Annotated in this window: 13 protein-coding genes; 3 read left to right on the forward strand and 10 right to left on the reverse strand. The window is 62.9% G+C overall.

Features of this window, described 5'->3' with window-relative positions:
- Positions 1-90 precede the first annotated feature (90 nt).
- Positions 91-780, forward strand: coding sequence for a hypothetical protein (locus PSET11_RS00995; protein WP_124089876.1), 690 nt, complete (start codon positions 91-93; stop codon positions 778-780).
- A gap of 16 nt (positions 781-796) precedes the next feature.
- Here the strand turns inward: PSET11_RS00995 and disA are convergent, their stop codons facing one another.
- The gene (gene disA / locus PSET11_RS01000) at positions 797-1,873 is read right to left on the reverse strand and encodes a DNA integrity scanning diadenylate cyclase DisA (protein WP_124089878.1); all 1,077 of its coding nucleotides are present in this window, start codon (positions 1,871-1,873) and stop codon (positions 797-799) included.
- A gap of 299 nt (positions 1,874-2,172) precedes the next feature.
- Here disA and PSET11_RS01005 point away from each other — a divergent pair, with 299 nt between their 5' ends.
- Complete coding sequence (locus tag PSET11_RS01005) at positions 2,173-3,273, forward strand: LacI family DNA-binding transcriptional regulator (protein WP_124089880.1); 1,101 nt, start codon at positions 2,173-2,175, stop codon at positions 3,271-3,273.
- A 62-nt stretch (positions 3,274-3,335) separates the two neighbouring features.
- Here PSET11_RS01005 and PSET11_RS01010 read toward each other — a convergent pair whose 3' ends face one another.
- From PSET11_RS01010 to PSET11_RS17035, 8 genes are all read right to left on the reverse strand, one after another.
- Complete coding sequence (locus tag PSET11_RS01010) at positions 3,336-4,814, reverse strand: glycoside hydrolase family 32 protein (RefSeq protein WP_124089882.1); 1,479 nt, start codon at positions 4,812-4,814, stop codon at positions 3,336-3,338.
- A 23-nt stretch (positions 4,815-4,837) separates the two neighbouring features.
- A complete protein-coding gene (locus tag PSET11_RS01015) occupies positions 4,838-5,740 on the reverse strand; it encodes a carbohydrate ABC transporter permease (protein WP_238988979.1) in 903 nt (300 codons plus the stop codon).
- Positions 5,741-5,748: 8 nt separating this feature from the next.
- Complete coding sequence (locus PSET11_RS01020) at positions 5,749-6,576, reverse strand: carbohydrate ABC transporter permease (protein ID WP_238988988.1); 828 nt, start codon at positions 6,574-6,576, stop codon at positions 5,749-5,751.
- Between the two features lie 122 nt (positions 6,577-6,698).
- A complete protein-coding gene (locus PSET11_RS01025; protein ID WP_124089886.1) occupies positions 6,699-8,120 on the reverse strand; it encodes an extracellular solute-binding protein in 1,422 nt (473 codons plus the stop codon).
- Positions 8,121-8,346: 226 nt separating this feature from the next.
- Complete coding sequence (locus tag PSET11_RS01030) at positions 8,347-8,616, reverse strand: hypothetical protein (RefSeq protein WP_124089887.1); 270 nt, start codon at positions 8,614-8,616, stop codon at positions 8,347-8,349.
- A 5-nt stretch (positions 8,617-8,621) separates the two neighbouring features.
- Entirely contained in the window at positions 8,622-9,194 is a 573-nt protein-coding gene (locus tag PSET11_RS01035) for a LysM peptidoglycan-binding domain-containing protein (protein ID WP_160118938.1), read from the reverse strand.
- A 260-nt stretch (positions 9,195-9,454) separates the two neighbouring features.
- Complete coding sequence (locus PSET11_RS17030; RefSeq protein ID WP_345788799.1) at positions 9,455-9,592, reverse strand: hypothetical protein; 138 nt, start codon at positions 9,590-9,592, stop codon at positions 9,455-9,457.
- Positions 9,593-9,667: 75 nt separating this feature from the next.
- Positions 9,668-10,114 carry a recombinase family protein gene (locus PSET11_RS17035; protein ID WP_345788802.1) on the reverse strand — a complete coding sequence of 149 codons (447 nt, stop codon included), beginning with the start codon at positions 10,112-10,114 and terminating at the stop codon, positions 9,668-9,670.
- A 264-nt stretch (positions 10,115-10,378) separates the two neighbouring features.
- Here PSET11_RS17035 and PSET11_RS01045 point away from each other — a divergent pair, with 264 nt between their 5' ends.
- A complete protein-coding gene (locus PSET11_RS01045) occupies positions 10,379-11,251 on the forward strand; it encodes a pentapeptide repeat-containing protein (RefSeq protein ID WP_124089891.1) in 873 nt (290 codons plus the stop codon).
- A 211-nt stretch (positions 11,252-11,462) separates the two neighbouring features.
- Here PSET11_RS01045 and PSET11_RS01050 read toward each other — a convergent pair whose 3' ends face one another.
- Positions 11,463-11,657, reverse strand: coding sequence for a hypothetical protein (locus PSET11_RS01050; protein ID WP_124089893.1), 195 nt, complete (start codon positions 11,655-11,657; stop codon positions 11,463-11,465).
- Positions 11,658-12,118 lie beyond the last annotated feature (461 nt).

Below are 12,118 nucleotides of genomic sequence, written 5' to 3' on the forward strand. Positions count from 1 at the left end.
AGCCTGGGCTGCAGCGATGTGACCAGCCCAATGACGCTGCGGCGGCGTGGTGGCAGGGCAGAACTGGGCCGAGTTCTCTAGCCTAGAAGGATGGGCAGGCAAGGCAACACATCATCGCGTGGCAAAGCTGCGTCACCAGGAACTCGAGGTGGCGCCAAGCCCAGCGCTGCTGTCTTCCGCCGGCGTCGGCTGTTTGCGGGACTTGTTGTGCTCGTGGCGCTTGTCGTGGTGATAGCAGGACTGGCACTTGGCGGCGTTTTCGGCAACGGCACCCAGCAGGCTGGATCGACTGACCCCGCCGCCACGGACGCAACAGCGCCAGCCACGGCCGACCCGGCCGCAGCCGATCCCGCGGCCACCGCCCCAGCACCAACGCCGTCGGCCACCCCCGTCTGCAACCAGAATCTGGTGACCGTTACCGGCTCCACGGACAAGCAGGCGTACGGGCCGGACGAGAAGCCGTTGCTCACCCTGAAGGTGACCAACGGCAGCACCATGCCCTGTGAGGTCAACATCGGCACCTCCCAGATGGAGTTCCTGGTGACCAGCGGGCCGGACCGGATCTTCTCCTCCCGCGACTGCCAGACCACCAGCGAAGATCTGGTCAAGACCATCGCGCCAGGCGCCAGCGAAACGGCCAACTTCCCCTGGCCGCGGATCAGGAGCGTCGAAGGTTGCACGGCCGTCGAGGCGAAGCCCGGCGCTGGCGGCGCGTCCTACGTTTTCACGGCCAAGCTAGGCTCACGGGCCGGCCCCAAGGCCGTCTTCCAGCTCAACTGATAGCTGGAACGGGCCCCTAGAGGAACCTGTCCAGCAGGCTCGCCTCGGCCATCCGGCTGAGCCCCTCACGGACGGTGCGGGCGCGCTGGTCGCCGATCCCATCAACCGTCATGAGATCGTCAATGGTGGCGGCCATCAGGAACTGCAACCCGCCAAAGTGGTCCACCAACCTGTCGGCAACAGCCTTGGGGACTGCTTTCAGGCCAGACAGCAGCCGGTAGCCGCGCGGTTGGACGATTGCGTCGAGGGTGTCCACGCCGCCGGCAAAGCCGATGATGTTGGCGATCTTGCCCAGGTCAATGAGTTCCGTGGGGCCAAGGGTGACCAGGGCGTTGACCGCCTGGTCAATGTCGTCGGCAGACGCGTCGGGGCCAGCGTAATCGCGGATAATGACGTCGCTGCCAGGGCCGCGGCCAACGGTGAGTTCGTCGTGCTGCAGGGATAGCAGGCGGCCGTCTTCGCCCAGTTCAAGAACATACTGCGCTATTTCCTCGGAGATCCGGCGGACCATTTCCTGGCGTTGCAGGGTGACTGCCACGTCCCGGACCGTCACCATTGCCTCGATTTCGAGGGCGGAGAGGGAACTGGTGACCTGGTCCAGCCGTGACCGGTACCGCTCCAGTGTGGCCAAGGCCTGATTGGCCCGGGCCAGCACCTTCTCGGACCCTTCGAGGACGTGCCGGAGGCCGTTAACATACAGGGCGATGATCTGCATGGACTGGCTGACGGAGATGACCGGCACACCCGTCTGGATGGCGACGCGCTCGGCTGTCCGGTGCCTGGTGCCAGACTCCTGGGTTTCGATGCTGGAGTCCGGCACAAGTTGCACGGCGGCGCGGAGGATGTTGCCCGCATCTTTGTCGCAGATGATGGCCCCATCCATTTTGGCCAGCTCGCGAAGCCGGGTGGGGGAGAAGTCGATGCCGATGTCGAAGCCGCCCGAGCAGATGGATTCGATGGTCCGGTCTGAGCCGAGGACGATCAATGCACCCGTGCGGCCGCGCAGGATTCGCTCCAGGCCATCACGCAACGGCGTGCCGGGCGCCACTCTACCCAGCGTTGCCTTGAGTGATTCTTCAGGGCTCCGCGCCATAGGTTTTCCCTTCAAAGGTGCAGACTACTGCCCACAGAATGCCGGAGTCTGAGCTCTGCCGGCGGAACCAAAAACACACATTTCCCCATCAGCACCATGATAGGGGTACAAGCCATCAACAACCGCACAGGCAAGCCTTAAAGTGCCCCAACAAGCCGTGCGCCAAAGTGGGGTTCCGGCGCGGATGAGGAGAAGTGCGTGGTACCCCTTTTTGTAGGCTTGAGCAGTGCGGTGCCCACAGGGCTCACACGCGTTAGGTAAACTGCAGCAAAGTGAATTCCCACCCAGAGGATCAGCCTATGAACCGCAAGGCAACAGCGCTCGACGTCGCCAAGCTGGCCGGCGTCTCACGCAGCGCGGTGTCGTTGGTGCTCAACGGGCGGGGCAACGGCAACGTTGCCAGCAGCAGCCAGCAACGCATCCGGGACGCTGCGGCAGCACTCAACTATTCGCCCAACAGGATTGCGTTGAGCCTGCGCAACCAGCAGTCGGGCGTCATCGGGATCGTCTCGGACCAGGTTGTCACCAGCCCTTTCGACGGCAACATCATTGCTGGCGCGGACGCGGTGGCCCGCTCGCAGGGCTTTGTCACGCTGGTCATGGACACGGAGTCGGACATCACTCGCGATGAAAGTGCCGTGGAGACGCTGCTGGACCGCCAAGTGGACGCGCTGATGTACGTCACTGTTGGCCTGCGCCCCCTCCACGTCCCGCAAAACATGGCCCGGGTTCCGTCCATCCTTGCGAACTGCTTCGACGACCGCCCCGATGCCGGCGTGCCGGCGGTCATCCCGGATGAGGTCCGGGGCGGGCGGGAGGCGACGGAGCACCTCATGTCGCTAGGTCACCGGGACATTGCTTTCCTGGCCGGAGACTCACTGACCCCCGCTGCGCCGAGACGGATCGACGGCTACCGGACCGCCTTCGCCGCCGCCGGCCTGCCGGTGGACGAGGATCGCGTCCGCCAAGTTGGCTGGGACACCGACACAGGGTTTCACGGTGCCATGAAACTGCTCGACGGCGTCCAGCCCGGCAACCGTCCCACAGCGATCCTCTGCGCCAACGACCGTCTGGCCATCGGCGTCGTGCTTGCCTGCTACCGGCTGGGCCTGGACGTTCCACAGGACGTTTCAGTCATGGGTTACGACGACGAATTCCGTATCGCCAGCACCATGGTCCCCGCCCTCACCACCATGGCGCTGCCGCTCCGGGAGATGGGTGCAGAGGCAATGACCGCGCTGCTCGCCGAGGTGGCGGCGTCACCAAATGAAAGGCACGACGACGGTGCCAGCACCTCGGGTGTGAACGCCGCAGAGGTTGCGAGCAGTGCCGCTACCTCGATGGTCCGGTGCCAACTGGTGGTCAGAAACTCCACCGGCCCTGTTCCCGCCGGGCGCTGAAGCGTTATCTGGGCAAACAAGAGGGGTGCCTGCCAGAAGACAGGCACCCCAATGGTGGTTTGTCAGCCCAGGTCAGCGGGCTGGTTCAACTCCCAGACGTTGGCCGAAGCGCCGTCGGGCAGGCGCAGTTGCCACTGCTCGCCCGGGGTGGGGTAGGCACGGAGGGTGGTTGCCACGGAACCTGACCGGTACACCTCCACCAGGGAGGCGTCCACGAAGATCCGCAGCTCCTCACCGGCCGCGATGGTTCCGCTGAAGACGGTCTGATGGCCGCCGTCGGTACCGTCATCAGCGCCGCCGTCGGCCGCCACCAGCACGAGTTCCACCACACCGCCAGCAACAGCGGCACCTGCAGTTCCGTCTGCACCAGTGGCTGAGCCGCGGACCAGGGCTTCGGCGAAGGCCGGCAGGACAACGGTGCCTCCCGCATTGCTGGCCAGGAGTTCACCACGGTAGGCCTCAACTTCCGGCGCAGGGTTCACGGCGAGGGCGCCATTCAGCACTGAAAGTTCGCGAGGGAAGGTCAAGACTCCAGCCCAGCCAGCGGCGTCGATCTCAGCCTGGTCCCGACCGCGACGGCCGTCGCGTCCCGGCCCCTCATTGGCCCAACCCCACAGCAGGGCACGGTCCTGCAGAGCCACGATCTGGGGTGCGTAGAAATCACGGCCAAGATCTGACTTGCCACCGCTGCGTGGCGTAAAGACCGGCAAGCCGGTTTGAGGATCCTCGGTAAGGGACCCGATGAGGTGGCCTACGCCGTTGGCGTGCTCATGGGCGTCGCCCGAAAGCCACAGCGAAAACATCATCAGCCAGGTACCGGCTGAATCTGAGCCAGCGACGGAATCTGAGCCGGCCGCCGAAGACTCAGGAACCTGCACCAGCTGGGGGCATTCCCAGATTTCGGCGGGCGTGAAGTCAGCAGCCACGGGGTTGGCCGAGGTCAGCCAGATGCCCTGGTACTCCCAGTTGGACATGTCCTCCACCGTGTAGAGGAGCAATGCCGCGTGGCCGTTGGCGAGACCGGCGCCCTGCATGGCGTACCGCTTGCCGTTGAAGTGGAAGAGGAAGGGATCTCGCACGGCAGTGACCTGCTCGTCAGCTGGCATCGACGCCGCCACGTGGCCCGTTTGGTCCCATTGCACCAGGTCCGCTGAACCGCGGGCGATGACCACCTGTGAGTGGCCGCCGTCGCCCCGGACCCCGGAGTACGCGGCGGTGGGGACGCCGCCGTCGTCCGTCACCACACCGGTCCAGCAGCCGTACTCGTCCGGCCCGCCGGCTTGCGGGCGCAAAGCGACCGGATGCTCCTCCCAACGCACCAGGTCTGCTGAGCTCACGTGGCCCCAGGCGATGCTCTGGTGTCGCGCTGACTCGGGGTTGTACTGGAAGAACACGTGGTACCGGCCATTGATGTGACTGATGCCGTTGGGATCGTTGATCCAACCCTGCGCCGGCCGCGGGTGGAACCGCGGGAAGGCCGGATCGGGATGGTTGGCGGCAACGTCGTCGAAACGGACGACGGCGAGGTCCGGGGAGTGCATGGTTGAGCCTTTCGGAGGGGTTGTTATTTTCCGGTGCCAGCCGTGAGGCCGGCCTGGAGGGCGCGCTGGCCGAACATGAAGACCACCAGCGCCGGAATCATGGACAGGACCACTCCCGCGAGGACCACGGAGATGCTGCCGGTGCCGAGATTGCCCTGCAGCGACACGAGCCCCAGCGGGAGGGTGAAGTTCTGTTCTGAGATGGTCAGGATCAGGGGCCGGAAGAATTCGTTCCAGTGGAAGTTGAACGCGAGGATTCCCACGATCGCCAGGCCTGGCACGGCCAGCGGAGCGTAGACCGAGCGGAAGGTCCGCCACGGTGAGGCGCCGTCGATCGAGGCGGCCTCCGCCAGTTCGGCGGGCAGCCCCATGAAGTACTGGCGCATCAGGAACGTGCCGAACGCCGTCGGAATGGCCGGGAGGATCAGCGCCAGCAAGGTGTCGGAGAGGCCCATGCCACGGATCAGCATGAACACGGGAACGATCGTGACCTGCACCGGCACCATCATGGTGGCCAGCACAATCGAGAACAGCGCGCCGCGACCGCGGAATTTCAGGTGCGCGAACGCGTAGCCCGCAAGTGCGGCCGACGTCATCTGGCCTACCGCGATCAGCCCGGTCACCAGGGCGCTGTTAAGGACCAGGAGGAAGATATTCAGTTTCTGGAATACTTCGCCGTAGGACGTGAAGTCAGGGTTCCAGGGAATGAACGACGGCGGCAGGTTGAATGATTCGGACGGTGACCGCAGGGACGTGGAGAGTGTCCACAGCACCGGTCCCAGCGTCAGGGCGGCGGCGATCAGCAGCAGGGCCACGCGGCCGGTGAGGCTCCAGTTGAACCTGCGCCGCCTCGGTGCGGGGGAGGGGATTTCGGCAGCCAGCCGGGAAGGGTGCTCAGTCAGGCCTTGGTCTGTGGTGGTTGTCATGGCTGGCCTCACTGGTAGAAGACGAATCGTTTGCTGAGCCGGAACTGCGCGGCCGTGATGGCCATGATGATCAGGGTGAGCAGCACGCCAATGGCGGAGGCCTGACCGAACTCGAGGCGCTGGAACGCCGATTCAAAAATGACCATGACGGCGGTACGAGTGGAGTCGCCTGGACCGCCCCTGGTCAGCACATAGGGCTGGTCGAAGACCTGCAGTGCGCTGATGATGGCCATCACCGATGCCACCAATGTGGTTGGGCTCAGTAGCGGCAAGGTGACGTGCAGGTGCTTCCGCCAACCCGTTGCACCGTCGATCGACGCCGCCTCATATGTCTCAACGGGAATGGATGCCAGCCCGCCGATGAACAGCAGGAACGAGAAGCCAAAGTTCTGCCAGACATAGACCAGGATCACCACGGCGGCCGATCCGCCGGGCGTGGTAAGCCACGGCACCGCGGGGATACCCACCAGGGACAGGAACCAGTTGACGACGCCGAACTGCTCGTTGAAGAGGTACCGCATGAAGATGGACACTGAGGCTGCGGACAGGATCAAGGGGAAGAAAAATGCTGACCGGAAGAACACGCGCAGCCAGGCTGGCATCTTCTCCTGCACCATGATGGCCAGCCCCAGGGCCAGCCCCAGTTGCAGGGCTACGGCAACCACCACAAACATGATCGTGTTCAGGAACGACACCCGCACGGTGGGGTCCTGGACCACCTCGGCGAAGTTGTCGAAGCCAACGAACGTGGGCGCCGAAATGATGTCCCAGCGGAAGAATGCCAGGACTACTGAGGCCACAATGGGAATCAAGGTGAACAAGCCCATGCCCAGCATGGTGGGAGCCAGGAATGCCCACGCCAGCCAGCGCTGGGTTTGTTTGGGGCTGGCTGCGGTTTTGGCGCGGACAACCTGGGCGGCTTGCTGCCCGGACCGTTCCCGTGGCGGCGTGCTGGTGCTCATGATTGCCTCCTCAAGGCCAGTTCAAGGTCGCGTTGCATGGAAGCGAGGGCGTCCTTGAGTTGACGTTCGTCGCCGCTGACCGCCAGTGAGACGTTCTTCATCAAGGCCGTTTCCACGGCTGCTTGTTGCGGCGGTGCCGGGATGGGGCCGGTGCTGGGGAACCGGTCCAAGGTGTCGTAGAAGACCTTCCAGTTGGCGGGCCCCTTGCCGGCGTAAAGCTGTTCGTTGACCATCGAGCGCCGAGCCGGCGTGGTGATCGGGTTGGGGAAGATCAATTCCATGGCTTCACGGCTGGAGCTGAACTTGATCCATTCCCAGGCGGCGTCCTTGTCCTTGGCGGTCTTCATGATCGCGTAGCCGGCGGTGCCGAACTGGTGGCGCTGCGTTTTCCAGCGTGGGAAGAACTGGACGTCAAAGTCGTTCGCACCCATTCCTGCTTCATGCAAGCCCTGAACCCAGTACCCGCCTGCCGGCGTAGTCCCAATCCGGTTGGATGCGAAGAGCCCCACCAGTGAGCTGCCGCCGCCTTCTTCCGGACGGACGCCTAGGCCGTCCTTGACCAGGCCGCGCAGGTAGTCGAAGGACTCGAAAACCTTGTCGTCATTGGCGTTTGGTTCCAGCCATTCGTAGCCGCCAGAGCGCAGGCCGCGGGAGGGATCGTTGGCGTAGAAGTCGTCCCAGAGCCACTCGCCGCCGGCGGACTTGGTTTCCTTCAAGAAGCTGGTGTCGTTGGCGTAAAGCCAGGGAACCACGCCACCGAAGAGCCGGTTGGTCCAGTAATACGGGGTGAAGTCCGAGCTGCGGGCCTTGCGCATGGCGGCCAGGCTGTTGCGGAAATCGAGGTGGGTCCAGTCGTCCGCTGGACGGTCCAGTCCAGCCTGGGCAAACGCGGTGGTGTTGTAATACATGTTGGCCGCGTTCCAGTCCATAGGGAGCTGGTAGAGGCTCCCCTTGTACATGAACGCCTCCACCAGGCTGGGGTGCACGTCGGCGAAGAACTCGGCCATGTCCGCGGCATCGCGACGCACATACTCATCGAGCGGATGAGCGAGTTTCTCAGCGAACAGCTGGGCACCCTCCGTGGCCACGTACACCACGTCCGGCGGTGTCCCAGCAGCCACCATGGTGAGGATCTTGGTGAAGAAGTCCTTCCAGTCCGCGGCCTGAATAGCCTGGACTTTGACCTTGATCTCCGGGTGCAGCCGGCTGAAAGCGTCGATGGCACGTTGGCGGGCGGCGGCGTCTGCGGCGGTGCCCATGATGGCGATGCTGAGGCTATTGTCCCCACGGCCCGGAATGTCTAGCCCGGAGAGCCGCGGCCACGATGCCACGGTTGCTCCGACGATTCCGGCGCCGAGGGCACCAAGGGCGGAGCGGCGGGTGAATTCCCGCAACTTGCCGCTTGTGTCTCCGGTCATGTCATTTTCCTTCCTAACACGTGTGAGGAACTCTAAATGAGTGACCTAACACGTGTCAAGTGTCACATTGCTGGATACGGGTAGCTGCCGTTGACAGCTCTACCGGCAAAGACGCAAAGACGATAGGGCAGCCGTGAGAGGGCTCCGACGGAGCTCGACCGAACAGCCCTGGAGGTCCACAAATGCGGCTCGCCGAAAGACACGATGGAGCAAGGGCTTCGACTGGTTATTGGTGGATGGGTTTGGCCAGGTTGAGGCTGATGGTTTGGCCGGGGGCAAGTTCTCCGGCTGACGGGTCTGAGAAGTCGTACCAGACGCGGCCGGTGCCGGTCAGCGCGCGGTTAGCCGCTGACAGATCCGCGATCTCAGGCACTCCGAAGCGGAAAGCGACCTGGCGCTCGGTGTCCCCGGGCGCAGTGGTGTAGGTCAAGGGAATCCCGTCGGCGTCAGTGGTAAAAGTCCCCTGGGAACCCTCAATGGTGACGTCGCCGGGCATGAGTCTTACTTGGTCCCTGCCGGGATGGGCTGGTCTGAGGTGAGGGCTGTGTTCCACCGGAGCAACTGATCGGTGGTGCACCGGAATTTGTAGCCGAGGCTGTCGAAAGAGTCACCGTCGACGGTGGTGTAGAAAATGGTTTGGCCGAAGGAATTGTTGACGCTCGTTCCTTGACCGGATCTGCTGTCCACAGGGTTTTTCTGGAGCTGGATATGGTTCCCTGCCCGGATAAAATAGACGTTGCCCTTCTCGTACGTGAACGCGACCTTGTTGGCTTCAGCTAACTGCTCATCGGTCAGGTTGAACCGGTAGGTGATCCCGGCCAAGCTGTCTTCGGGCTCGATGGTGTAGCTCGTTGGGATGCCGTTTGCGTCAACCGTGGCAGCGCCCATGGCACCCGGCATGGGACCGTCCGGGATCAGCCGGAGCCGTGTGCCCGGAGTGAGGAGAGCCCCGGGCTGGAGTCCATTGAACCCAGCGAGCTTCGCCTCGGATAGCTTGTACGCCGCCGCGACGGCCGAGAGGGTGTCTCCCGTGACGGGGGTGTAGAAGTCCGCGTTGCCAAACGAATCCCGCACAGTTTCTCCACTCAGGGCTGGCTTCACGGTGGAAGACGCGACTGTAGAAGGGGTGGTCTTGACGGCGGCTGGTTCCGTCTGGCTTGGAGCGCCGGTGTAAGAGCACCCTGCCAGTCCCAGTGACAGCGCAACAATTAGCGCCGGCCGGACCAGGGTCCGGCCCATCGTCGTCTTTGATGTACTGCCAGGCCCCATCATCAATTTGCCCCCAATAAGTCCGGTGTAGCCGAGTCGCGGCCCGCAAGGGACCAAAATCGAGCCTAGTAGATGAACTGTGAGGGCTGTGCGGGTGACGGAAGGTGCTTCACACGGTGCCCCGCACGTTGGCTGGCCCGGTAGACGGTGAAGCGGGCGACGCCGAAGAGTTCGGCAATCGGCGTCGTGGTGTGCCACTCCACAGTTGATGAGTTGGGATTCCTGCTTCTTGGAGGGTTTGGGCTGCCGGCCTCGGAGTTTGCTTCTGGCTTTCGCTACTACCAGCCCGCGCGTGTCCGGGCGCGGATGAGGTCTTCTTCGAATTCGGCGACCATGCCCAAGACATTGAACAGCAGCTTTCCTACCGGGTCATGCGGGTTGTAGATGCTGCCGCCGATGTTGAGGCTCACGCTCTTGCGTGTGAGTTCGTCGGCGATGTCTCTGGCCTCAGGCAGGGACCTTGCGAGCCGGTCCACTTTGGTCACGACGAAAGTGTCACCGCTGTAGCATGCAGCCAGGGTCTTATTCCGCCCGGGTCGGCCGCGTTTGGTGCCGGTGAATCCGTGGTTGACGTGGACCACCTCCGCCTCAACGCCAAGGGCATGGTGGTGGGCGGTGAGGTCCGGGGTGTTAGTCGAGCAGCGGGCGTAACCGATGAGCAGCCTTCGGGCCTCGCGTGTAGGGCCCCCTCGCCGGGCAATAATTCGGGCAGGATATACGGGAATCTGAGAATGGCTAGAACGCGCGGAAGTTCAGAGAGCCGAGGGAAGTTGCCAGAGTAGCCGGTGATCGACCGGCTAACGGGCGGGTAGGACGTGGTGCTACGTTTGATCCCAGTGACATTCTTACTTTCTCTGTGACCCAGAGTCGATGCAGCGGTTCCCGTTCGTTTCCCTTGGAAGCGGTGATTCCGTGTGCCCTCGAAGGGGACTCCCTCGCGAGTTCCCCTGGCACCCGGCCCCTCACCGAACTCGTCCAGAGAAGATCACATGTCCTTCATTTCGAGCGACTCCGCCACGCCCTCCTCACCTGCCCTTGACCGGGACTCACTGCGCCCTGATTGCGGCAACTGCTTCGCGCTCTGCTGCACCGCACTAGGCTTTTCCCGCACCACGGACTTCGCCATCGACAAGCCAGCAGGAAGTCCCTGCAAGAACCTTGCCTCCGACTTCTCCTGCAGCATCCACGACAGCCTGCGCCCGCGAGGCTTCCGAGGATGCACTGTCTTCGACTGCTTCGGAGCCGGCCAAAACGTCTCCCAGAACCTCTTCCGAGGAATCAGCTGGAAAGCGGATCCGGCAACAGCGAAAGACATGTTCCCGTCCTTCAAAGTCGTCCGGCAACTCCACGAAATGCTCTGGTACTTGGCAGAAGCTACCAGCAGGACCTTCGACCCGGACACCTCGCACCAAGTCAACGAGCTCAGAATGACAATCGAAAATGCGATGGCCGAAACGCAGCAGGTCCTCTCCCTGAACCTCGGCGACATGCACGCCCGGGTTCGGTCCGTACTGATAGACGTCAGCGAAGAAGTGAGGTCCTCATACCTTGCAACTGGTGACTATCATCTAGATGCTGCGCTCGTCCCGGGAGCAGACCTCATGGGCAAGAATATGAAGTCCAGGTCTCTGTGTGGGGCAGACCTTCGAGGCGCCTATCTCATCGCTGCGGACCTGCGAGACTGCGACCTCTCAGGCGCTGACCTCCTCGGCGCTGACCTCAGAGATGCCCGCCTCGAAGGAGCCGATCTTTCCAGAAGCCTCTATCTGACACAGGCCCAACTCAACGCCGCCCAAGGCGACGCCCACACGCGCCTAGACCCCGACCTCAACAGTCCTACTCATTGGCCCAACAACAGCTGAAGACGACACAACGGTGCCCGCTGGCCGGCAACTACACAGCAGTTGCCGGCCAGTCAGCACCAAAACCTCCGGCGGATAGTGTCCGATAGCCGATCCCTCTGCGCGCCGCCTCTTGCTGTCAGTTTCCGCCAGCAATAGCCCACGCGCCTGCCGCTGAGTCCGCGTTCAGTAGGACCGAGAACGCAACAACGCAGGCGCCCTGGCTGCTCATCTAGATGGTGGGACGTGAGGCACGAAGCGAAAGAATGGCCCGGGCGGCAAAGGTAACGCCGGCGAGTAAAAGTATGATCTCCGAGACGATGCTGTACCAAACCCCGTTGGCGTTCAACGCGATGTATACGCCGACGAGAGAGAAAATAACTGCCCCCAGCGACCAAATGAGCGTTGCTCTCATGGTGTTATTCATTACAGCAGCCTAAGGGCTGCCTTGATTGGTAAAATTCTTGGCTGCGTAAGGGGATCGACTTACGTGCGCGTGGCGTGCCCACTAAGTTTGGCTAAGCGTCAGGTGACACGATTGCGAGCTCTCCGTTACTCAGAAGCGGAGCCACGCAGTCTGCAATGCGGACAGCGTCCGTTTCCGAAGCTCCAGCTTTCAACCGAAAACCGAGTCGGGAAGAGGGCATGTCCGCGCTCTGCACAGCTGACTCCACGCTTGGATCATCTTCGCACTCAGCTAGCGACACGAAGACCGGGTCAGTTACGCCTACGCCCCAACGATCGTCCGCAGAAGCGATACTTGGGTAATCCGTTGAATCGGAAGGTGCAGCGCAGGACGCCAGCAACAGAACAAGTATCGGCGTCAAAAATTTCTTTCGCATTGCCGCCCCTTTCGGCTGATGTCTTCGTTGATCATGGCGTTTAGCC

The organism is Arthrobacter ulcerisalmonis (assembly GCF_900609065.1).
GTDB classification, from domain to species: Bacteria; Actinomycetota; Actinomycetes; order Actinomycetales; family Micrococcaceae; genus Arthrobacter; species Arthrobacter ulcerisalmonis.

Coding starts and splice junctions, on each gene's coding strand:
- PSET11_RS01015 (WP_238988979.1), bottom strand. CDS start 5,740: ATGACAACCACCACAGACCAAGGCCTGACTGAGCACCCTTCCCGGCTG.
- PSET11_RS01045 (WP_124089891.1), top strand. CDS start 10,379: ATGTCCTTCATTTCGAGCGACTCCGCCACGCCCTCCTCACCTGCCCTT.
- disA (WP_124089878.1), bottom strand. CDS start 1,873: ATGGCGCGGAGCCCTGAAGAATCACTCAAGGCAACGCTGGGTAGAGTG.
- PSET11_RS01005 (WP_124089880.1), top strand. CDS start 2,173: ATGAACCGCAAGGCAACAGCGCTCGACGTCGCCAAGCTGGCCGGCGTC.
- PSET11_RS01025 (WP_124089886.1), bottom strand. CDS start 8,120: ATGACCGGAGACACAAGCGGCAAGTTGCGGGAATTCACCCGCCGCTCC.
- PSET11_RS01020 (WP_238988988.1), bottom strand. CDS start 6,576: ATGCTGGGCATGGGCTTGTTCACCTTGATTCCCATTGTGGCCTCAGTA.
- PSET11_RS01030 (WP_124089887.1), bottom strand. CDS start 8,616: ATGCCCGGCGACGTCACCATTGAGGGTTCCCAGGGGACTTTTACCACT.
- PSET11_RS00995 (WP_124089876.1), top strand. CDS start 91: ATGGGCAGGCAAGGCAACACATCATCGCGTGGCAAAGCTGCGTCACCA.
- PSET11_RS01050 (WP_124089893.1), bottom strand. CDS start 11,657: ATGAATAACACCATGAGAGCAACGCTCATTTGGTCGCTGGGGGCAGTT.
- PSET11_RS01010 (WP_124089882.1), bottom strand. CDS start 4,814: ATGCACTCCCCGGACCTCGCCGTCGTCCGTTTCGACGACGTTGCCGCC.